The organism is Micromonospora sp. LOL_021 (assembly GCF_048060215.1).
In the GTDB taxonomy this organism is placed as follows: Bacteria; Actinomycetota; Actinomycetes; order Mycobacteriales; family Micromonosporaceae; genus Micromonospora_E.
In genome coordinates, this window is record NZ_JBHMIN010000004.1 from 82,369 (window position 1) to 104,091 (window position 21,723).

Sequence of the window (21,723 nt, forward strand, 5' to 3'; positions counted from 1 at the left end):
CATGAGCCCAGCGCTGGACCCCACCGCAACCGAATCCTCGTCGTCGTCCGCCGCCCCGGATCCGCGCGTGCTCGTTCTCGCCGGCGGGTTGTCGTACGAACGCGACGTCTCGCTCAAGTCCGGTCGCCGGGTGCTGGACGCGCTCCGCTCGGTCGGCGTCGAGGCCGAGATGCGCGACGCCGACGTCTCGCTGATTCCAGCGCTGCGCTCCGACCCGCCGGACGCGGTGGTCATCGCGCTGCACGGGGCGACCGGTGAGGACGGCTCGCTGCGCGGCGTACTGGATCTCTGCGGCGTGCCGTACATCGGCTGCGACGCCCGCGCCGCCCGCCTGGCCTGGGACAAGCCGTCGGCCAAGGCGGTGCTGCGCGAGGCGGGCATCCCGACTCCGGACTGGGTCGCACTGCCCCACGACCGGTTCTCCGAACTGGGTGCGGTCGCCGTGCTGGAGCGGATCGTCGAACGGCTCGGCCTGCCACTGATGGTCAAGCCGGCGCAGGGTGGCTCCGGGCTGGGAGCGGCAGTGGTACGCGAGGCGGCAGAGCTCTCCGCGGCGATGGTCGGCTGCTTCGCGTACGACTCGACGGCGTTGGTGGAGCGCTATGTCACCGGGATGGACGTCGCCGTGTCGGTCGTCGACCGGGGCGCCGGCCCGGAGGCACTACCTGCCGTCGAGATCGTGCCGCGCAACGGTGTCTACGACTACGCTGCCCGCTACACCGCTGGACTGACGACCTGGCACGCGCCGGCCCGGCTGGACGAGCCGGCTGCCGAGCAGGTGGCGGCGACCGCCGTCGCCGCTCACCAGGCACTCGGGCTCCGGGACCTCTCCCGCGTCGACATGATCGTCGATGCCGACGCCCGGCCGCACGTCCTGGAGGTCAACGTCTCGCCCGGGATGACCGAGACCTCGCTGTTGCCGCTGGCGGTCCAGGCTGGCGGACTGGACCTCGGCGAGCTGCTCGCCACGCTGGTGGTCCGGGCCGCAGCCCGGACCTACGATCCGGCAAACTGATCACCGGGCGCTGCCAGTCGGCGACACCGTCGAATCGCCCGCAGTTGGGACCTCGGACCCGCCCTGGCCGGTAGCGCCGTTCTGGTCCGGGTCGTCGTCCTTCTTCGCCTCCGTACCGGCATCCGCGTCGGCGCTGTCGTCGGCGTCGACGGCGGCATCCTCGGCACCGTCGGCGTCGGCGGTGCTGGCCGGGTCGGCCGGGTCGGCAGCAGGAGGTTCCCCCTGCTGGGTCGTAGCGACGTCGCTGGCGAGTTCACCGAGATCAGCAGCTGGTTCGATGCTTTCCATCGGCACCAGGAGCTCGGCTACGGCCGGCCCTGCACCGTCGATCTCGTCGAAGTCGTCGACGTTGACCGGATGGCTCGCCTGTTCGGTGAGGTTCGACGGCGCCCGCCACTGAATCCGCGGTGGCTCAGCGAGCTGACGACCGCCAAACTCCGCCAGCCACGCGGCGACCAGGGCCAGGTTCTCCCGCCAGCGCGACTCGGAGATCGGCGGCAGGATGCTGTCCCATAGTGAGAGGAACGTGCCACGGAGCTGCAGTTGCCCGTACGGCCGGGCCAGGAACCACAGGTGCAGGTGCGCCGAGCCGTCGCCCCACCGGTTCACGTGAACCCGGGCCACGCCGTCGAGCGACCGGATCGCCCGCTCGAGCCGGACGGTCATCACGCCGAGCTCGGCCGCGAGCAGGTTCGGCAGATCGCCGAGGTCGAAGTGGGACCGGGACTCCAGGATGAGGACCATCGGTAGTCCAGTCGGGCGGTCCATCGCGCGGACCCGCCAGCGTTCGCTGACCCAGATGTACGCGTCGTCCGGGGCGGAACAGGACGAGCACTCCGCCGTGCCCTCACCCTTGCGAGGCGGCTCGACGTCAACCGGGTCGTCGAGTCGCTTGACCCGCAGGTCGCCCTCGAAGGGGAAGGATGGCCATCGCGCGAAGTCGGGAACCGAGGCAGGGGTGTCTGGCACGACGCTGACCCTAACCGAGTCTGCGCCGCCTGTCGTTCCCCGTTTCGGCCGGCCCGGAACTCTCGTCCGGAGGGACGATCTGTCTCTGGTCAGCGGCCGGACACGGCCCACCGCCCCAGTTTTCCACAGGAGTTATCCACAGGGCGACAACCCGGTCTACCCGCTGTTTCACGTGAAACGAGGCTCCCTGTGGAAAACGCCTGTGGAAAACTCGGCCCCGTACCGGATCGATCACCGGGAGCGCTCGGGGCCCGCTCGGTCCGGCGGCGGATGGTCTTGGTGCCTCCGGGGGGCCCGGTCTTCTCAACGATCCACTCGCCGAGCGGTAACCGGGCTCGGTGAGCCGTCCGGCACCGCCCGGAACAGTCGCAGGGTGCCTCGGCGGCCGGGCGGGGTCCGCGTTCTGGTTTCACGTGGAACATCGCGCCCGGCCCGCGACCGGCCCCTACCGGTTTCACGTGAAACGGCCCGCCCGGTCGCCTCCGCCCGCCCGGTCGACCGCCCGGCGAGAAGCGGGTGGCGCTCCCGGCCGACCGCCCGGCGGGGGTGGACCATCGGCAACGGCAGAAGGGCCGGGGGCCGTTGGGCGGCACGGCCAGGGGCCACAGCCAAAATGGGCTGGTGTTTCACGTGAAACACCAGCCCTTGCCAGATGTGTCAGCCGGATTGACGGACCGGCCCGGCAGATCAGTCGACGGCTCCTTGAGCGTCGTCCCCGTCGCCCACCCCGATGATCCCGACGATCCGCTCCAGGTCGTCGACCGTGGCGAACTCGATCGTGATCTTGCCCTTGCTCCGCCCGATGTCGACCTTGACCCGGGTGTCGAATCGGTCGGACAAGCGATCGGCGAGATCGGTGAGAGCCGGGGCGTGGGCCTTCGGGCGTCGCTGCGGACTGGTCGTACGCTTCGCCGAGTCCTCGGTCCCGGCGAGCGCCACCAGTTCCTCGGTGGCCCGGACCGAGAGCCCTTCGGCGACGATGCGTAGCGCCAGGGCGTCCTGGGCGTCGGAATCGTCGAGGCTCAGCAGCGCCCGGGCGTGGCCGGCCGACAGCACGCCAGCGGCCACCCTCCGCTGCACCTGAGCCGGCAGATTCAACAGCCGAATCGTGTTGGAGATCTGTGGCCGGCTCCGGCCGATGCGCTTGGCGAGTTCCTCGTGGGTCGCCCCGAACTCGTCGAGCAACTGCTGGTACGCGGCCGCTTCCTCGAGCGGGTTGAGGTTGGCCCGGTGGATGTTCTCCAGCAGCGCGTCCCGGAGCATCGCGTCGTCCTTGGTGTCCCGGACGATCGCGGGGATGGATTCTCGGCCGATCGCCTGCGCGGCACGCCAGCGGCGTTCCCCCATCACCAGCTCGTACTGCTCACCGTCGTCCAGCTGGCGTACGACGATCGGCTGCAGGAACCCGACCTGCTCGATCGAGACCTTCAGCTCCTCGAGCGCCTCGTCGTCGAAGACCTGCCGGGGCTGCTTTGGGTTCGGGACGATCGCGGCGACCGGCAGCTCGGCGAACCGGGCACCGGGCACCGGCGACAGGTCGGCGGGCAGCGCCCCAGCCGGTTCCGTGGCGACGGCAGCAGAGGTTCCGACGCTGCCGGAGACGGCCGCGGTGGCGGGGGACGGAGTCACCGGAGCCGGGGCCGGGGCCGGCTGTGCGGCACCCGGCTGAACCGGAGCGGTGGTAGGGATGAGGGCACCGAGCCCGCGCCCGAGCCCGCCCTTCGGACGGTTCTTCATGCCCTGCCTCCCGATCCAACCACCGTGTCAGACATTGCGACCGAGCCGAGCGACTCCGCGCTCGGCGATTTCCTGGGCCGCCTCGAAGTAGCTTGTCGCACCCCGCGATCCGGGATCGTAGGTCATCACCGACTGGCCGTAGCTCGGTGCCTCCGACACCCGGACGTTGCGGGGGATGACCGACTGGAGGACCTTGTCCCCGAAGTGGTTTCGCACGTCCTGCTCGACAGCGTCGGCCAGCCGGGTCCGGCGGTCGTACATCGTGAGCAGGATGGTGGAGACGTCCAGGGTCGGGTTGAGATGCTGCCGGACCAGGTTGATGTTGTTGATCAACTGGTTGAGTCCTTCCAGCGCGTAGTACTCGCACTGGATCGGGATCAGCACCTCTTGCGCGGCGACCAGCGCGTTGACCGTCAGCAGACCCAACGACGGTGGGCAGTCGATGAACACGTAGTCCAGCTCGACCGGGTACGCCGTGATGGCCCGGGACAGCCGGGACTCCCGGGCCACCACGGAGACCAGCTCGATCTCGGCGCCGGCCAGGTCGATCGTCGCGGGAACACACCAGAGGTCGGGTATCCCCTCGACGGGCTGCGCCACCTCGGTCAGCGGCACGTTGTCGATCAGGCAGTCGTAGACGTCCGGCACGCCTGCGTGATGCGGGACGTTGAGTCCGGTCGAGGCGTTCCCCTGGGGGTCGAGGTCGACGACCATCACCCGGTTCCCGTGCAGCGCCAGCGCTACCGCGAGGTTCACCGTGGTGGTCGTCTTACCGACGCCCCCCTTCTGGTTGGCCACGCACATCACCCGGGGCCGGTCCGGCCGGGGCATGGTCACCTCGCCGCTGGGGTTCAGAATCTGCACGGCGCGCAAAGCCTCCATTGCCAAGGGGGGATCATCCTCTTCCCGATTCGGTGTTTCACGTGAAACGTACGGCTCGTCGGCGGCCGGGGAGGTCGGGTTGGGTGCCGGTTGCTCCGGCGGCGGGGCGGTGCCGACCGACGTGTCCGCTACCGGCGGCACGCCGGCCAAGGTCGGGGTGCCCGGCATAGGCACCGGCGCCGTCGTGGGTGGCTGAAGTGCCCCACTGACCGGCGCCGTCCCACCCTCCGACCAACCCGGGGGGTACGCCGTTTCACGTGAAACCAACGTGGGGTCGCCGACACCGTGGCGCTCGCCGGTCAACCGCGGATCCTCGTAACTACCGTTGTCATGCACCGTGTCATCCCTGCCCGCGTTGGATGGATCGGCACCGCCAGCGCTCACGACCGCGCTTCGGGCGTGGCGTGCGGACCGGCATGGGGCGGCAGGAGTCGTGCAACTTCGCGTTGCCGCCCGGTCCAGACTATCGACGCGCGGCCAGCCTACGGGGATCAGGGCCGGTGTGGCCACGGCCGACTGTCCGACGTGTCGCAGCCTTCGCGTCGTTCCACCCCGCCATCAGGGCGGGTCCGGCGGTCACCCCCGAGTCCGCCGCGACGAACGCGACCGTACTCGGTCACCGCGCTCCGCCCGGCGTCGACCACCCGCCCCGGGCACCGGAGCAGACCGCTCGATCTCCACCACGGTGGTCGGCGGATCGAGCCATCGTTCACCGCAGCGACGCAGCACCGGATCACCGCCACCCGACCGGATCACCGCCGCTCGGTGCTCGGTGATCTCCGCCCCGGCCGAATCACCCTTCATGGCGAGCAGCCGCCCACCGGGCTCGACCAGCGGTAGACACCAGCCGGCCAGCCGGTCGAGTGGTGCCACCGCCCGCGCGGTGACCACCGGTGCCGCCCCGGCGGGAAAATCCCGGCGCACCTCCTCCGCCCGGCCACGAATCACCTCGACCCGGTCGGTGAGACCAAGGACCGACACCGCCTCGACGAGAAAGGCGGTGCGCCGGGCCAACGGCTCGACCAGGATGACGGTGAGATCCGGCCGCGCCACGGCCAGGACCAGCCCGGGGAGACCGGCCCCGGAGCCGACGTCCAGCACCGTCGCTCCGTCGGAAAGGAGCTCGCCGACGACCGCACAGTTCAGCAGGTGCCGCTCCCAGAGCCGGGGCACCTCACGCGGCCCGATGAGTCCACGGAGCAGTCCTTCCGAGGCCAGCAGGCCGGCGTACCGGACCGCTAGCCGCAGCTGCTCGGCGCCGAAAATCTCGCGGGCGGAGTCGGGAGGCGACGCCAGCATGGCCGGTCCTGACGGAGCCGGCGCTCCCGACGGAACCGGCCCGGACGGGTTCCCGTCCGGGCCGGTGGCCACCCGATCGGTCTGCTCGGGCAGATCAGTCATCGTGTTCAGTCGGCCGGACGGACGACGATCCGCCGGGTCGGTTCGACACCCTCGGACTCGCTCAGCACGCCGTCGAGCGCGTTCACCACGTCGTGTACGCACTTGCGCTCGAAGGCGGACATCGGCTCCAGCCGCACCGGCTCGCCGTACTCCTTGACCTTCTCCACCGCGTTCTTCGCCACCGCGGCCAACTCCTTGCGCCGGTTGTTGCGGTAGCCGCCGACGTCCAGCAGCAGCCGGCTGGGCGATCCGGTCTGCCGGAAGACCGCGAGCCTGGTCAGCTCCTGGAGCGCCTCCAGGGTCGCACCCCGCTGCCCGACCAGGGCACTGAGCTGCCCGCCGACCACCTCCACTACGGGACGGCCGCCGGAGACCAGCTCGTCGATGTCGCCGTCGTAGTCGAGGATGTCCAGCAGTCCCTCGACGTAGTCGGCGGCGATTTCGCTCTGCTGGAACAAGTCGTTGTCGGTGGCGGCGGAAGCGGGCGCTGACGCGTCCTTGCCGGCCGCGTCCTCGTCAGCCTCGTCGGTGCCCGCGTCGTCGGCGTCACCGGGACGGTCGTCGGCGCTGTCGGCCGCCCGGGCCGGGACAACCTCCTCGTCGACAGACGGGTCGGCACTGGGCAGGCTGGTATCGGTCACGGTGTCATCTCCGTACTCGCTCGGCGGAACCGGTCGGTCCGCTGGTTACCGAGGACCGGCGGACGGGCGCCGTGCCCTCGGGGAGGTCTACGTTGCCGCCGCTGCGGCCGTGCGGGACGCCCCGCCAGCAGCCGGGCACGCCCGCCAGCGGCAGCCGGCCACCGAAACGCCTGCCCGGTCAACCCGGACGCTTCGCCGGCCGCCGCTTCTTCGGGTTGACCGGCTTGGCGCCGGGCTTGGGCTTGAGACCCTCGCGGACCGGGGCCGGCTCCGGTGCGGCGGCCTCGGCGCCGTTGCCGCGTCGGGCGAAGACACCGGCCGACTTGGGCTTGGCGTCGGTCGTGCCGGGCTTGCGCGACTGGGCGGCACCGGACTTCGCCGCCGGCCGTCCGGTCGATTTCGAGGTCGAGGTCGACTTCGCAGCCGGCTTCCCCTTGCCGGCCGGCATCGGCGGGGGCGGGAACTTGCGCAGTACCCACTGCTGCTGTCCAAGCGTGACCATGTTGTTCACCACCCAGTAGATGATGACGCCGATCGGGAAGATCGCGCCGGAGATGAGCAGCGAGGCCGGGATGCCGTAGAGCATCAGCCGCTGGATCATCTTCTGCTGCGGGTCCTCCGCCCAGCCGGTCTTGAGGATCATCTGTCGGCTGGTCAGGTAGGTGGTCACGATCATGACGATCACCAGGATCCCGGCGATCACCTTGACCGTGGTGCCGCTGGCACCCATCGCCGCCAGCTCGTCGGCCGTGGATCCGAACCGCCCGGCGAGCGGCGCGGTGAAGAGACTGGCCCGGGAAGCCTCGTAGAACTGGTCCGCGGTCCAGCCGTAGAGGTCGACGTTGCGGGTCTGCTCCGGGTTCAGCCGGCGCAGGATGTGGAACAGGCCGAGGAAGACCGGGATCTGCAGGAACATCGGAAGGCAACCCATCAGCGGGTTGGCCTTCTCCTTCCGGTAGAGCTCCATCATTTCCTTCTGGAGCGTCTCCCGGTCACCCTTGTGCTTCTCCTGCAGCTCCTTGACCTTCGGCTGCAGCGCCTGCATGGCCCGCTGTGACTTGATCTGCTTGACGAAGACCGGGAACAGGATCACCCGGACCGTGACCACCAGGAAGATGATGGCCAGGATCCACGACCAGTTGGTGCCGAGCACCTCGGTCGACGGCACACCGATCCGGTCCCAGGCCGAGTGCCAGAACAGGAGGATCCACGAGATGGCCCAGTAGATCCAGTCGAGACTCAATTCGGGGCTCCAGTCGCATCGGCACGGCGGCCGCCCGGCATCGGTACCGGGTCATATCCACCGGGGTGGAAGGGATGACAGCGCAGCAGGCGCCAACCCGCCAACAGCACCCCCCGAAGTGCTCCGCGCCGGGCGATCGCCTCCTGGGCGTACGCACTGCACGACGGGTAGAACCGACAGCGGGCCGGCAGAGCCGGGCTTATCCAACGACGGTACGCGACGATCGCACCTGTCAGCAGGCGGCCACCCGGTGTCGTGGCGCGAGGTAGATCGTCGGAAGCGGTCATCAGGCGTCCCCCGCTCTGGCCCGGGTCCGGCCTCCGGTGCGCCGCACCCCGGACGGGCGATCACCGGCGGTGCCGCGGGACCGTCGGTCGGCGGCGCGGACAGCGGCGGACAGCGCGGCGTCAAGGTCGGCGGCGAGCCCCGCCGAGGACGCCCCAGCGGCCAGCGGCAGGGCTCGGACGACCAGCAGGGCGCCGCCCGGCACCGCTGCCAGCCGGGACCGGACCAGGTGTCGGAGCCGACGACGCACCCGGTTGCGGGTAACCGCGTTGCCGACCGCCTTGGAGACGATGAAGCCGGCCCGGGCACCGGAGCCACCGGTCGGTTCCGGTCGGTCGCCCGGCACCGGTGACGGCAGCAACAGGTGCACGACAAGCGAGCCACGGCCGGCCCGCCGACCCATGCGTACGACCTCGGTGAAGTCGGCACGATTCCGTACGCGCTCAGCGGCGGCCAGCATGGCGGTTAAATCTCCACGACGCCCGCGAAGACCATCAGGCGGACAGGCGGGCGCGGCCCTTGGCGCGGCGGGTGGAGAGGATGGCACGGCCGGCACGCGTACGCATCCGCAGCCGGAAGCCGTGGGTCTTGGCACGCCGGCGGTTGTTCGGCTGGAAGGTGCGCTTGCTCACGTCAGACTCTCCGTCAGGTGTGGCTCCCGGCCGTCGGCCCGGAGTCAGATGATCAGACCGGCTGTTGGTCAGGCCGGCGGTTGGTCAGAACCGGAGGTGCAGATCTGATCCGTCCGTTGGTCAGGCCGGAGGTGCAGGTCTGCGCCAGTGCGTCGTGAGGGCACAACGCGCCCGACTAGCTTATCAGAGCGGACCAGCGCCGACGGCTCACCCGCCGCCGGCCACCGCCGGGGATCCTGCCGTGGAGCGACGCGGCCAGTGCCGCTACACGGTTTTCACCGGAACCGACAACGGGGACCGGCGACCGCCGGTTGAACGGTTGTGGACAACGCTGTTAGCGTGCCCGATTGCCGGTCAAGCATCAGGCAGCACCTGGCACCGCTTCATCGGTACGAACCAGGCAGCCGGGCCGGTCGCCCGCAACGGTGATCGACACCGGGCGCCGAGCCGGCAGGGGGCAGGTTCGGCGGACGACGGGGAGCCGCAGTCAGCAGTACACACAGGTTGTGGATAACTTGTGGATGACGGTCAGTTCAGCGGCCCGCAGCATGGCTCGTCGTACCTGTTCGAGAGCGGGACCGATCCCGACCGGCGGCCGACACAGAGACAGTGCCGGCGGCCGGGTACTCGGATGCGATGGGGGTGGCGCTACGGTGGCCGAGACGATAGACCTCGGCGCGGTCTGGTTGGCGACCACGGACGAGCTGGCGGACGAGATCGTCTCCGCCCAGCAGCGGGCCTATCTGCGGCTCACCCGGCTGCGCGCCATCGTCGAGGAAACCGCGCTGTTGTCCGTACCCGACGCGTTCACCCGCGACGTCATCGAATCGCGACTGCGCCCGGCGATCACCGAGGCGCTGTCGCGGCGGCTCGGTCGGCCGATCCAGGTGGCGGTCACCGTCCGTCCGCCGGAGGACGGTCAGGGTCGACCGGTCGGCACGGTGTACGGCACCGCGACCGTCGAGACCCGGCTGCACCACCCGGACGAGCCCGACCCACGGCTGGGCCCACCCCCGCCCGGACCGGACCACCGCGACACCGACAACCACCGCTGGGACCGCGAGGGCATCGTGGGGCCCGACGCGCCGGAGCCGATCAGCGGCGCACCGGGCGCGCCCGACGGCCCCCATCCGCCGGAGCACCGCGTCGGCGTACCCGACGCATTGGATGGCGCCACCGGCCGGCTGCCGGTCGTGCCGGCGGCCCGGACCGGCGACCAGGGCGCGCTCTTCGGCGACGACTACGCCGCCGGACCACCGGGTCCGCAACGGCTGGACCACGACCTCGAACTGCCAGCGCAGCAACGCTCGGCCCGGCCGCCGACGGACTACCACCCACCGGACCAACGGTACGGCGGCGTCGGCGACGGCCTGCCGACCAGCCCGCCCGACAGCGGCCCGGGACGGGGTGGGCTGGACCACCGCGGCACCGGCCGGGACGACCGCCGGCTGACCGGACCGGGTGTGGACACCGGCGGAAACCGGCTCAACCCGAAGTACATGTTCGAAACGTTCGTCATCGGCTCCTCGAACCGGTTCGCGCACGCCGCGTCGGTGGCGGTGGCTGAGTCACCGGCGAAGGCGTACAACCCACTGTTCATCTACGGCAGCTCGGGGTTGGGCAAGACCCACCTGCTGCACGCCATTGGTCACTACGCCACCACCCTCGGACACGCCCGGTCGGTGCGGTACGTGTCGACCGAGGAGTTCACCAACGACTTCATCAACTCGCTGCGTGACGACAAGACCAGCGCCTTCCAGCGCCGCTACCGTGACGTGGACATCCTCCTGATCGACGACATCCAGTTCCTGGAGAACCGGGAGCGGACCCAGGAGGAGTTCTTCCACACCTTCAACACGCTGCACAACGCGAACAAGCAGATCGTGATCACCTCGGACCGGTCACCCAAGCAGCTGGCCACCCTTGAGGACCGGCTGCGGACCCGCTTCGAGTGGGGGCTGCTCGCCGACATCCAGCCGCCCGACCTGGAGACCCGGATCGCCATCCTGCAGAAAAAGGCGGCCCAGGAGCGGCTGTACGCGCCTCCGGACGTGCTGGAGTTCATCGCGTCCCGGATCGCCAACTCGATCCGGGAGTTGGAGGGCGCGTTGATCCGGGTCACCGCGTTCGCCAGTCTCACCCGGTCACCGGTCGAGCTGAGCCTGGCCGAGGAGGTCCTGCGGGACTTCATCCCGGACGGCGCCGGCCCGGAGATCACCGCCGACCAGATCATGGTCGCCACCGCCGACTACTTCGGGGTCAGCCTGGAGGACCTGCGCGGTCACTCACGTTCCCGAGTGCTGGTCAACGCCCGCCAGGTCGCCATGTACCTGTGCCGTGAGCTGACCGACCTGTCGCTGCCCCGGATCGGACAGGCGTTCGGTGGCCGGGACCACACCACGGTGATGCACGCCGACCGCAAGATCCGGCAGCAGATGGCGGAACGCCGGTCCCTCTACAACCAGATCGCCGAGCTGACCAACCGGATCAAGCAGATCGCCTGACGGCCTGACGGCCTGACTGCCCGGCCGCTGCTTCGTCCGCCGGGCAGTCCGCCCTTTCGTCCGCCGGGTGATCCGGCGAATCACCCACAGGTTCGTCCACAGGGTTTTCCACCGCGGCCGCCGCCGACGGTGGATGACACCTGAATCCCGCCCGCCGCGTTGTCCACAGGCTGTGGACAACTCCTGGGGAAACCGCTGTGGACAATCACTCTCAGTCACGGCTCGTCCCCAGGTTCACCACCCCCTGTGGGGTTCCTGTTGAAGGTTCTGTGGACAACCGACCGACATGGTGCCGGCCACTTGTCCACAGCTGGGGACGAACCCTCGGGATAACCGGTGGACAACCGGTGGACAACTCGGCACGGCTGTGGGCGGCCGGGCAGCCTGTGGATGAAGACCCCGGTTGTACCCAGCCTCCTCCACAGGTAATCCACCGCCATCGAACCCATCTGACCTGCGTAAACGCGAGATGTCCACAGAGTGCACAGCCCCGATGAAGACGATGAGATTTATCTTCTAGACAACAAAAACCAATCACCGGCGTTGGGGATAGGTGTGGATGCAGCCGCCGTGCCGCACCTGCCGGTCCGGTCGACCGGCAGAAGTCCGGGGCCGGACGCACGGGCCCGGCGGTCTGGCCTATCGTTCGGTGAGGTCCGTCGACCGATGACGGTCGAGCCGCCCAGGGACCGCCTCGGGTCCGGCACCACCGAAGATCGTTCGATCGAGTCGACGCGGAGGCACGGCATGAAGTGCGGAGGCATGGGATGAAGTTCCGGGTGGAGCGCGACGCGCTCGCCGACGCGGTGGCCTGGACGGCCAAGAGCCTGCCGAACCGGCCGTCGGTGCCGGTGCTGGCCGGCGCGATGCTCCGGGTCACCGACGGCTCCCTGCAGGTCTCAGGATTCGACTACGAGGTTTCCAGCCAGGTGACCGTCGACGTGCAGGGCGACGCCGACGGCTCGGCTCTGGTCTCCGGACGGCTGCTCGCCGAGATCACCAAGTCGCTTCCGGCCAAGCCGGTCGACATCGCGGCCGTCGGTGCGCATCTGGAACTGGTCTGCGGTAGTGCCCGGTTCACGCTGCCGACCATGCCGGTGGAGGACTATCCGACCCTGCCCGAGATGCCGGCCAGCGCCGGCCGGGTCGACGCCCCGACGTTCGCTGCGGCGGTCGCCCAGGTCGCGGTGGCCGCCGGCCGCGACGAGACGCTGCCGATGATGACCGGGGTCCGGGTCGAACTCGAGGGCACCCGGCTCGCCATGCTCGCCACCGACCGGTACCGACTGGCCATCCGGGAGATCGACTGGCAGCCGGACGACCCGGAGATCAGCCTGAACGCGCTGGTGCCCGCCCGTACCCTGGCCGACACGGCCAAGACGCTCGGTCCGATCGGCGGCGAGGTCACCATCGCGTTGGCGCACGGCGGAGCCGGCGAAGGCATGATCGGGTTCGCCGGCGGCACCCGCCGGACCACCAGCCGGCTGCTCGACGGTGCAAACTACCCGCCGGTCCGGTCGCTCTTCCCGAGCAGCCACAACGCCGAGGCCCGGGTGAGCGTGAGCACTCTCGTCGAGGTGGTACGCCGGGTCGCCCTGGTCGCCGAACGCACCACCCCGGTGCTGCTCAGTTTCAGCGCGGACGGGCTCGTGGTGGAGGCCGGCAACACCGAGGAGGCGCGGGCCAGCGAGGCGATGGAGGCCGCGTTCACCGGTGAGCCGCTGACCATCGGCTTCAACCCGCAGTACCTGATCGACGGCCTGCAGAACCTCGGCTCGGCCACGGCGGTGTTCACCTTCGTCGACGCGTTCAAGCCCGCAGTGATCTCGCCGGCCGGCGAGGACGATCAGATCATCCCCGGCTACCGCTATCTGATCATGCCGATCCGGGTAACCCGGTAACACCGGTACACCCGGTGGGCGACGATCGGGCAGCGACGAAGGGGGCACACCGTGCAGTTGGGCATCATCGGCCTGGGTCGAATGGGCGGCAACATGCGGGACCGGCTACGCGACGCCGGTCACCAGGCGTACGGCTATGACCGGGACCCGGCGGTCAGTGACGTGGCCAGCCTCGCCGAGCTGGTCGACCGGCTCGCCACCGCGCGGGCCGTCTGGATGATGGTCCCGGCCCAGGTGACGTCGTCGGTCGTCGACGAGCTGTGCGGCCTGCTCGACCCCGGGGACCTGGTGATCGACGGCGGCAACTCCCGGTTCAGCGACGACGGGCCGCGCGCGGCCCGGCTGGCCGAGCACGGTGTCGGCTACCTCGACGTCGGGGTGTCCGGCGGGGTGTGGGGCCGGCAGGCCGGCTACGGGCTGATGGTCGGCGGCGACGCCGAGCACGTCCAGCGGATGATGCCGATCTTCGAGGCGCTCAAGCCGCCGGCGGAGCACGGCTTCGTCCACGCCGGCCCGGTCGGTGCCGGACACTACGCGAAGATGGTGCACAACGGTGTGGAGTACGCGTTGATGCACGCCTACGCCGAGGGCTACGAGTTGATGCTGCAGAGCGAGCTGATCACTGACGTCCCCGGGGTGATCAAGTCCTGGCGGGACGGCACCGTGGTCCGGTCCTGGCTGCTGGATCTGCTGGACGCCGCGCTCGACGAGGACCCGCAACTGGCGGCGCTGCGCGGGTACGCCGAGGACACCGGCGAAGGGCGCTGGACGGTCGACGAGGCGATCCGGCTCGGGGTGCCGATGAACGTGATCGCGGCGTCGCTGTTCGCCCGGTTCACCTCGCGGCAGGACGACTCCCCGGCGATGAAGGCGGTCGCCGCGCTGCGCAACCAGTTCGGCGGGCACGCCGTGCAGTCCAGCCCCTGACCTCCGTGTACGTCCGCCGTCTCGAACTGATCGACTTCCGCTCGTACCAGCGGGTCGAGCTCACCTTCGAACCGGGTGGCAGCGTGCTGGTCGGGCCGAACGGGGTCGGCAAGACCAACCTCGTCGAGGCGCTCGGCTACCTGGCGACGCTGGGCAGCCACCGGGTCGCCACCGACGCGCCGCTGGTCCGGGTCGGCGCCGACTCGGCGATCATCCGCTGCCTGGTCGTGCACGACCAACGGGAACTGCTGGTCGAACTGGAGATCGTGCCGGGTCGGGCCAACCGGGCCAGGCTGGGCCGGTCGCCGACCCGCCGGGCGCGGGAGGTGATCGGTGCGCTGCGGCTGGTGCTGTTCGCCCCCGAGGATCTGGAGATCGTCCGGGGCGACCCGGCCGAACGCCGCCGCTACCTGGACGAGCTGCTGGTCACCCGGCTGCCCCGGTTCGCCGGCGTACGGGCCGACTACGACCGGGTGGTCAAGCAGCGCAACGCGTTGCTGCGCAGCGCGTACCTGGCCCGCAAGACCGGTGGTGACCGGGGCGGTGACCTGAGCACGCTGGACGTCTGGGACGCCCATCTGGCCCGGCACGGAGCCGAGCTGCTCGCCGGCCGGTTGGAGTTGGTTACCGCCCTGGCCCCGCACGTGGCCAAGGCGTACGACGCGGTGGCGGCCACCAGCGCGGCGGCCGGCATCAGCTACCGGCCGTCGATCGATCTGCCGGATGCCGGCTTGGCACCCGCCGCCGGTTCTGCGGGAGCCGGTTCTGCCGGTGCCGGGACGGTGCCGCCGGCGGCGGACCGGTCCGCGCTGGAGTCGGCGCTGCTGGCCGCGCTGGGCGAAGCCCGCCGCAGCGAGGTCGACCGCGGTGTCACCCTGGTCGGCCCGCACCGCGACGACCTGCATCTGACGATCGGCAGCCTGCCGGTGAAGGGGTACGCCAGCCACGGCGAATCCTGGTCCTGTGCGCTGGCGCTGCGGCTGGCCGCGTACGACCTGCTCCGCGCGGAAGGCATCGAGCCGGTACTGGTCCTCGACGACGTGTTCGCCGAACTGGACAGCGGCCGCCGGGAACGGCTCGCCGAGCTGGTCGCCGAGGCCAGCCAACTGCTGGTGACCTGCGCGGTGGCCGAGGACGTCCCGGTAGCGTTGCGCGGGGCACGCTTCGAGGTCAGCCGCGGGGAGGTACGCCATGCCGGGTGAGCCGCAGCACGGTGAGCCGGCACAGGCTGCCGACCAGCCACCGATCCTGCCCCCGCCGTCGACCGGCCCGCAGCTGGCCAGGGCGGTGCTGGACGCGGCCCGCGCCCGTCGGGAGGCGAACCGGCCCCGCCGCCGGACCGGTGGCGGCGGCGACGCGGGCGGAGCCGGGTCGGGCGGCCGACGACTGCGCGGCTACTCGGGTCCAGGGCCGGACCCCCGCGATCCACAGCTGTTCGGCGACGTGTTGGCCCGCCTGGTCAAGGCGCGCGGCTGGCAACGGCCGGCCGCCGAGGCGACCGTCTTCGGTGCCTGGGAACGGGTGGTCGGGCCGGAGGTGGCCAAGCACAGCCGCCCGGTCAAGTTGGAGAACGGCGAGTTGACGGTCGAGGCGGAGTCGACCGCTTGGGCGACCCAGCTACGTCTGCTCGCTCGCTCGTTGCTGCGCCAGATCGCCGCCGAGGTCGGGCACAACGTGGTGACGAAGCTGCACATTCACGGCCCGGCCGCGCCATCCTGGTCGAAGGGTCCGCGGCGGGTCCGTGGTCGTGGCCCGCGGGACACGTACGGTTGATCCCCACCCGGCCGGTCCGCTCCCTGGCCGACGCCGGCCGCCCGGAAGTTGCCGGCCGCCCAGGATCAGGCTTCCGCGTCGGCGTAGACGGCGAAGCCGCGGTCGGCGCAGCGGCGGTAGAAGCGGGACAGCACCGCCAGCTCCGACCGGGGGAAGCTCCACTGCGGTGCGTCACCGGCGTCGTCGCGGAGCGCGTCGAGCCGGCTGTCCAGCCAGCGCAGCTGCTGTTCGGCGAGCCGGGCCCCGGCGAGGGCGTCGCGCAGCACCGCTCCGACCGTGTCGAAGGTGACGGTGTCGCCGTACCGGTCGTGGCCGTCGACGAACCGCTCCAGGCCGCCGGCGATCCAGGCACAGCCGTCCGGGTCGATCACCGGGTCCTCGTCCTCGGCGGCCGCCTCGGTGGCGTACAGCACTCCGGTCAGTCCCAGCAGCAGGTCCACCAGCTCGGTGTAGGCGGTGGCCCGGACACTGCCGGTCTTGGCGATGTAACCGGCGAGCGCGGCGGTCGGCGCCGCGACATCGGCCTGCTCCGCCAGCTTGTCGAAGTCGACGAACTCGGCCGGTGCGACCGGTTCGTAGAACTCGCCGACCCGTGGCCATTGCACCGCGACGTTGTCCAGCCCCATCGCAAGCGTCACCCTTCTCCAGCTGGTGGCCCGGGTCGGGTGCGCATCCGCGATGCTGCTGCCCGGTACGAGCCTGTGCGGTAGCGGCACTGTAGCGGCATCCGGGTAGTCGTTTCACCTTCAGGTGGCCCAGCGGGCCGGCTGACCGACGGTGCGGTGCCCCGTGGCCGTCCGAATGACGGATCTGGTGCGTGTGGGGGTGGTCGCGGTGGGTGGGGTGCGGCCGGCTACGAACCTCTCAGCCGCTTTACGGGGGTGCCGCGTCCCGGTTATGTCGGCTCGGCACAGTAGGATCGGAGACAGAGACGAGGGAGACCCGCGCGGCGCGACGATCCGGAGCCCGCCCGGCAGGATCACCGACGAGGTGACCGCCGGCAGCCGTGATCGCCGGACCGTACGGGGCCCGGCCGTTCGTGATCCGCGGGTCCTCTGCGGCGTACGGCGCGTTTCGCCACCCGTCGGCGATCCACCCGGAAGATGCGGGTTGTCGGCCATGGTGCCGGTTCGCGCCTGTCCGCCGTCGGAAGATTCGCCGAACCCCGCGTCCCTGTGCCGTCGCGGCCCAGGTGTGCGAGAAAGTGGCTGAGGGTGTCAGCGGAGAACAACCAGGAGTACGGCGCCGAGTCGATCACCGTGCTGGAGGGCCTCGAGGCGGTCCGCAAGCGACCGGGCATGTACATCGGTTCGACCGGTGAGCGCGGCCTGCACCACCTGGTCTGGGAGGTCGTGGACAACGCGGTCGACGAGGCGCTGGCCGGGCACTGCGACACCATCGAGGTGGTGCTGCTCGCCGACGGCGGGGTGCGGGTCACCGACAACGGCCGCGGTTTCCCGGTGGACCTGCATCCGAAGCTGAAGAAGCCGGGTGTCGAGGTCGCCCTGACCGTGCTGCACGCCGGCGGCAAGTTCGACGGCAAGGCGTACGCGGTCTCCGGTGGCCTGCACGGCGTCGGTGTCTCGGTGGTCAACGCGCTCTCCGTGAAGATGGAGGTCGAGATCCACAAGGACGGCCACGTCTGGCGGCAGCAGTACGCCAACTCGAAGCCGACGCCGCTGGACAAGGGCGAGGCGACGAACCGGACCGGGTCCGCGGTAGCCTTCTGGCCGGATCCGTCGATCTTCGAGACCACCGAGTACGCGTTCGAGACGATCTACCGCCGGTTGCAGGAGATGGCCTTCCTCAACCGTGGGCTGACCATCCAGCTGCGCGACGAGCGGGTGGCCGACGACGACGGAAAGCACCGCGAGATCACTTTCTGCTACAAGGGGGGTATCTCGGACTTCGTCCGCCACCTCAACGCCTCGAAGAACCCGATCCACAAGAGCGTGGTCGAGTTCGGCGCGGAAGAGGAGGGCATGTCGGTCGAGATCGCCATGCAGTGGAACGAATCGTACGGCGAGTCGGTCTACACCTTCGCCAACACCATCAACACTCACGAGGGCGGCACCCACGAGGAGGGCTTCCGGTCCGCGTTGACCAGCGTGGTCAACAAGTACGCCATGGACAAGAAGCTGCTCAAGGGCGACGAGAAGCTCTCCGGCGAGGACATCCGGGAAGGGCTCGCCGCGATCATCTCGGTCAAGCTGGCCAACCCGCAGTTCGAGGGCCAGACCAAGACCAAGCTGGGCAACACTCCGGTGAAGAGCTTCGTCCAGCGGGTCTGCAACGAGTGGCTGGTCGACTGGCTGGACCGCAACCCGGCCGAAGGCAAGATGATCATCACGAAGGCCACCCAGGCGGCCCGCGCCCGGATCGCCGCCCAGCAGGCCCGCAAGCTGGCCCGGCGCAAGTCGTTGCTGGAGTCCGGATCGATGCCGGGCAAGCTGGCCGACTGCCAGTCCACCGACCCGCGCGAGTCGGAGGTCTTCATCGTCGAGGGCGACTCGGCCGGCGGCTCGGCCAAGCAGGGGCGGGATCCGCGTACCCAGGCGATCCTGCCGATCCGGGGCAAGATCCTCAACGTGGAGAAGGCCCGGATCGACCGGGTGCTGAAGAACAACGAGGTCCAGGCGCTGATCACCGCGCTGGGCACTGGCATCCACGACGACTTCGACATCGACAAGCTGCGCTACCACAAGATCGTGCTGATGGCCGACGCGGACGTGGACGGCCAGCACATCCAGACCCTGCTGCTGACCCTGCTGTTCCGGTTCATGCGTCCGTTGGTCGAGTTGGGCCACGTCTACCTCGCGGCCCCGCCGCTGTACAAGATCAAGTGGAACCGGAAGGGCGACGACGCGCAGTACGCGTACTCGGACCGGGAGCGCGACGGACTGATCGTGCTGCGCCAGCAGAAGAAGCCCAACGCCAAGCCGGACGACATCCAGCGGTTCAAGGGCCTGGGAGAGATGAACTACCCCGAGTTGTGGGAGACGACGATGAACCCGGCGACGCGTACGCTGCGTCAGGTGACCCTGGACGACGCAGCAACCGCCGACGAGCTGTTCAGCGTTCTGATGGGTGAGGACGTCGAGGCGAGGCGCTCCTTTATCCAGCGCAACGCCAAGGACGTCCGCTTCCTGGACATCTAGCGCCGACGCGGCCGGGCGACCCCGAACCGGGGCCGGCCCGGCCGCGTCATCAGCAACTTCGCCAGCTTCCACCGCCGTTGTCCAGCACAGGTACGACGGTTTTAGGCTTGATAAGGGTTAACTGTGACGGATACTCCCGAGCCCTTCGGCAGCGAGCCGGATCCCGTGGCGGCCGCCGCGGCGGCAGTCGCCCGCCACGACCGCATCGAGCCGGTCGGGCTGGAAGTCGAGATGCAGCGGTCGTACCTCGACTACGCGATGAGCGTGATCGTCGGGCGGGCGTTGCCGGACGTACGGGACGGGCTCAAGCCCGTACACCGCAAGATCCTCTATGCCATGTTCGACTCGGGCTACCGACCGGACCGAGGCTACGTCAAGTGCTCCCGGGTCGTCGGCGACGTGATGGGCCAGTTCCACCCGCACGGCGACTCGGCCATCTACGACGCGCTGGTCCGGATGGCCCAGCCCTGGTCGCTGCGCTACCCGCTGGTCGACGGCAACGGCAACTTCGGCTCCCCGGGCAACGATCCGGCAGCCGCGATGCGCTACACAGAGTGCAAGCTCGACCCGTTGGCGATGGAGATGCTGCGGGACATCGACGAGGACACCGTCGACTTCCAGGACAACTACGACGGTCGGGCCAAGGAACCGGTGATCCTGCCGGCCCGGATCCCCAACCTGCTGATCAACGGCTCCGAGGGCATCGCGGTGGGCATGGCCACCAAGATCCCGCCGCACAACCTGCGGGAGATCGCGGCGGCGGTGCAGTGGTGTCTGGAGAACCCGGAGGTCGACGAGCCCACCACGCTCGACGCGCTGATCGAGATCGTCAAGGGCCCGGACTTCCCGACCGCCGGTCTGATCGTCGGCACCACCCCGATCCAGGACGCGTACCGCACCGGTCGCGGGTCGATCCGGATGCGCGCCGTAGTCGAGGTCGAGGAGGACAAGAAAGGCCGGACGTCGCTGGTCGTCACCGAGCTGCCGTACCAGGTCAACCCGGACAACCTCGCCGAGCGGGTCGCCGAGCTGATCAAGGAAGGCAAGATCGGCGGGATCGCCGACATCCGCGACGAGTCGTCCGGGCGTACCGGCATGCGGCTGGTGCTGGTGCTCAAGCGCGACGCCGTCGCCAAGGTGGTGCTCAACAACCTCTACAAGCACACCCAGCTGCAGGAGACGTTCGGCGCCAACATGCTGGCGCTGGTTGACGGGGTGCCACGCACGCTGAACCTGGCGCAGTTCATCCGGTTCTACGTCGCGCACCAGATCGACGTGATCCGGCGGCGTACCGCGTACCGGCTGCGCAAGGCCGAGGAGCGGGCGCATATTCTGCGCGGTCTGGTCAAGGCGCTGGACATGCTCGACGAGGTGATCGCCCTGATCCGGCGGTCGCCGACGGTCGAGGACTCCCGGCAGGGCCTGATGCGGCTGCTCGACGTCGACGAGATCCAGGCCACCGCGATCCTGGACATGCAGCTGCGCCGGCTGGCCGCACTCGAACGTCAGAAGATCATCGACGAGCTCGCCCGAATCGAGCTGGAGATCACCGACCTCAAGGACATCCTGGCCAAGCCCGAGCGGCAGCGGCGGATCGTCTCAGAGGAGCTCGGCGAAATCGTCGCCAAGTGGGGCGACGAGCGGCGGACGAAGATCGTGCCGTTCGACGGCGAGGTCTCGATGGAGGACCTGATCGCCCGCGAGGACGTGGTGGTCACCATCACCCGCACCGGGTATGCCAAGCGGACCAAGGTCGACCTTTACCGCTCGCAGCGCCGGGGCGGCAAGGGCGTCAGCGGTGCGACCCTGCGCCAGGACGACATCGTCAGTCACTTCTTCATCGCGTCCACCCATGACTGGATGCTGTTCTTCACCAACAAGGGCCGGGTCTACCGGGCGAAGGCGTACGAGTTGCCGGAGGCGTCGCGTACCGCCCGTGGCCAGCACGTGGCCAACCTGCTGGCCTTCCAGCCGGACGAACACATCGCCCAGGTCATCCGGATCCCGAACTACCAGGTAGCCCCCTACCTGGTGTTGGCGACCCGCAACGGCCTGGTCAAGAAGACCCGGCTGGAGGAGTTCGACTCGAACCGCTCTGGTGGGATCATCGGCATCAACCTGCGGGACGCCGACGAGCTGGTCGGGGCGGCCCTCGCTGGCGGGGCCGACGATTTGCTGCTGGTCTCCAAGAACGCCCAGGCGATCCGGTTCACCGCGACCGATGAGGCGCTGCGTCCGATGGGGCGGGCCACGTCGGGGGTGATCGGGATGCGGTTCACCGATACCGACGAGCTGCTCGCCATGGCGGTCGTCCGGGAGGGGATGGACCTGGATGTTTTGGTCGCCACCAACGGCGGGTACGCGAAACGTACTCCGATCGAGGAGTATCCGGTGCAGGGCCGGGGAGGCAAGGGCGTGCTGACTGCCAAGATCACCGAGCGCCGCGGTGGTCTCGTCGGTGCGGTCGTCATCAGTCCGGACGACGAGCTCTTCGCGATCACCAGCAACGGTGGCGTGATCCGGACTCCGGTGAAGCCTGTACGACGTACCCGGGACCGGAACACAATGGGGGTCAAGCTCATGGACCTCCCAGACGGCGTGACCATCGTGGCCATTGCTCGCAATGCCGACGAGCCTGACGAACAGGACTAGTTG

17 protein-coding genes and 1 pseudogene are annotated in these 21,723 nt (G+C 69.8%); 8 read left to right on the forward strand and 10 right to left on the reverse strand.

Features of this window, described 5'->3' with window-relative positions; translation table 11 throughout:
* The first annotated feature begins 1 nt into the window (after position 1).
* A complete protein-coding gene (locus ACFHWT_RS05250) occupies positions 2–1,015 on the forward strand; it encodes a D-alanine--D-alanine ligase family protein (RefSeq protein ID WP_416593412.1) in 1,014 nt (337 codons plus the stop codon).
* On the opposite strand, the gene ACFHWT_RS05255 is transcribed toward ACFHWT_RS05250, so the two are convergent.
* The 9 genes and pseudogenes from ACFHWT_RS05255 to rpmH form a co-directional block, all read right to left on the reverse strand.
* Positions 1,016–1,984: a hypothetical protein gene (locus tag ACFHWT_RS05255; protein WP_416593413.1), complete on the reverse strand. Its 969-nt coding sequence runs from the start codon at positions 1,982–1,984 to the stop codon at positions 1,016–1,018.
* 687 nt (positions 1,985–2,671) lie between these two features.
* Positions 2,672–3,721 (reverse strand): ParB/RepB/Spo0J family partition protein, encoded by a 1,050-nt coding sequence (locus ACFHWT_RS05260; protein ID WP_416593414.1) that lies wholly within the window; start codon positions 3,719–3,721, stop codon positions 2,672–2,674.
* Between the two features lie 27 nt (positions 3,722–3,748).
* Positions 3,749–4,939 (reverse strand): ParA family protein, encoded by a 1,191-nt coding sequence (locus ACFHWT_RS05265; RefSeq protein WP_416593415.1) that lies wholly within the window; start codon positions 4,937–4,939, stop codon positions 3,749–3,751.
* 240 nt (positions 4,940–5,179) lie between these two features.
* Positions 5,180–5,902, reverse strand: coding sequence for a 16S rRNA (guanine(527)-N(7))-methyltransferase RsmG (rsmG, locus tag ACFHWT_RS05270; RefSeq protein WP_416593416.1), 723 nt, complete (start codon positions 5,900–5,902; stop codon positions 5,180–5,182).
* A 107-nt stretch (positions 5,903–6,009) separates the two neighbouring features.
* Positions 6,010–6,645: a protein jag gene (locus ACFHWT_RS05275; RefSeq protein WP_416593417.1), complete on the reverse strand. Its 636-nt coding sequence runs from the start codon at positions 6,643–6,645 to the stop codon at positions 6,010–6,012.
* 178 nt (positions 6,646–6,823) lie between these two features.
* Entirely contained in the window at positions 6,824–7,888 is a 1,065-nt protein-coding gene (gene yidC, locus ACFHWT_RS05280; protein ID WP_416593418.1) for a membrane protein insertase YidC, read from the reverse strand.
* Positions 7,885–8,175, reverse strand: coding sequence for a membrane protein insertion efficiency factor YidD (yidD, locus tag ACFHWT_RS05285; protein WP_416593419.1), 291 nt, complete (start codon positions 8,173–8,175; stop codon positions 7,885–7,887). The genes yidC and yidD overlap by 4 nt, the downstream gene beginning before the upstream one ends.
* Before the next feature lie 74 nt (positions 8,176–8,249).
* Positions 8,250–8,633: pseudogene (gene rnpA, locus ACFHWT_RS05290) on the reverse strand (ribonuclease P protein component); the annotation flags it as partial.
* A gap of 34 nt (positions 8,634–8,667) precedes the next feature.
* Entirely contained in the window at positions 8,668–8,805 is a 138-nt protein-coding gene (gene rpmH, locus ACFHWT_RS05295; RefSeq protein ID WP_123606641.1) for a 50S ribosomal protein L34, read from the reverse strand.
* Positions 8,806–9,458: 653 nt separating this feature from the next.
* Between rpmH and dnaA the strand changes: the two genes are divergently transcribed.
* The 5 genes from dnaA (at position 9,459) to ACFHWT_RS05320 (ending at position 15,910) form a co-directional block, all read left to right on the forward strand.
* Positions 9,459–11,309 carry a chromosomal replication initiator protein DnaA gene (gene dnaA, locus ACFHWT_RS05300; protein ID WP_416593420.1) on the forward strand — a complete coding sequence of 617 codons (1,851 nt, stop codon included), beginning with the start codon at positions 9,459–9,461 and terminating at the stop codon, positions 11,307–11,309.
* A gap of 767 nt (positions 11,310–12,076) precedes the next feature.
* Positions 12,077–13,210 carry a DNA polymerase III subunit beta gene (gene dnaN / locus ACFHWT_RS05305; protein ID WP_416593422.1) on the forward strand — a complete coding sequence of 378 codons (1,134 nt, stop codon included), beginning with the start codon at positions 12,077–12,079 and terminating at the stop codon, positions 13,208–13,210.
* A 51-nt stretch (positions 13,211–13,261) separates the two neighbouring features.
* On the forward strand, positions 13,262–14,137 hold the full coding sequence (gene gnd / locus ACFHWT_RS05310; protein ID WP_416593423.1) for a phosphogluconate dehydrogenase (NAD(+)-dependent, decarboxylating): 876 nt from the start codon (positions 13,262–13,264) through the stop codon (positions 14,135–14,137).
* Positions 14,138–14,142: 5 nt separating this feature from the next.
* Positions 14,143–15,339: a DNA replication/repair protein RecF gene (recF, locus tag ACFHWT_RS05315; RefSeq protein WP_416593424.1), complete on the forward strand. Its 1,197-nt coding sequence runs from the start codon at positions 14,143–14,145 to the stop codon at positions 15,337–15,339.
* Positions 15,329–15,910 carry a DUF721 domain-containing protein gene (locus tag ACFHWT_RS05320; protein ID WP_416593425.1) on the forward strand — a complete coding sequence of 194 codons (582 nt, stop codon included), beginning with the start codon at positions 15,329–15,331 and terminating at the stop codon, positions 15,908–15,910. Before recF ends, ACFHWT_RS05320 begins: the two co-directional genes overlap by 11 nt.
* Positions 15,911–15,975: 65 nt before the next feature.
* On the opposite strand, the gene ACFHWT_RS05325 is transcribed toward ACFHWT_RS05320, so the two are convergent.
* Positions 15,976–16,536, reverse strand: a complete 561-nt coding sequence (locus ACFHWT_RS05325) for a hypothetical protein (RefSeq protein WP_123606635.1) — start codon at positions 16,534–16,536, stop codon at positions 15,976–15,978.
* Positions 16,537–17,124: 588 nt separating this feature from the next.
* On the opposite strand from ACFHWT_RS05325, the gene gyrB reads away from it, so the two are divergent.
* Entirely contained in the window at positions 17,125–19,068 is a 1,944-nt protein-coding gene (gyrB, locus tag ACFHWT_RS05330; RefSeq protein ID WP_416593426.1) for a DNA topoisomerase (ATP-hydrolyzing) subunit B, read from the forward strand.
* A 123-nt stretch (positions 19,069–19,191) separates the two neighbouring features.
* On the forward strand, positions 19,192–21,720 hold the full coding sequence (gyrA, locus tag ACFHWT_RS05335; RefSeq protein WP_416593427.1) for a DNA gyrase subunit A: 2,529 nt from the start codon (positions 19,192–19,194) through the stop codon (positions 21,718–21,720).
* The last annotated feature ends 3 nt before the right edge of the window (positions 21,721–21,723 follow it).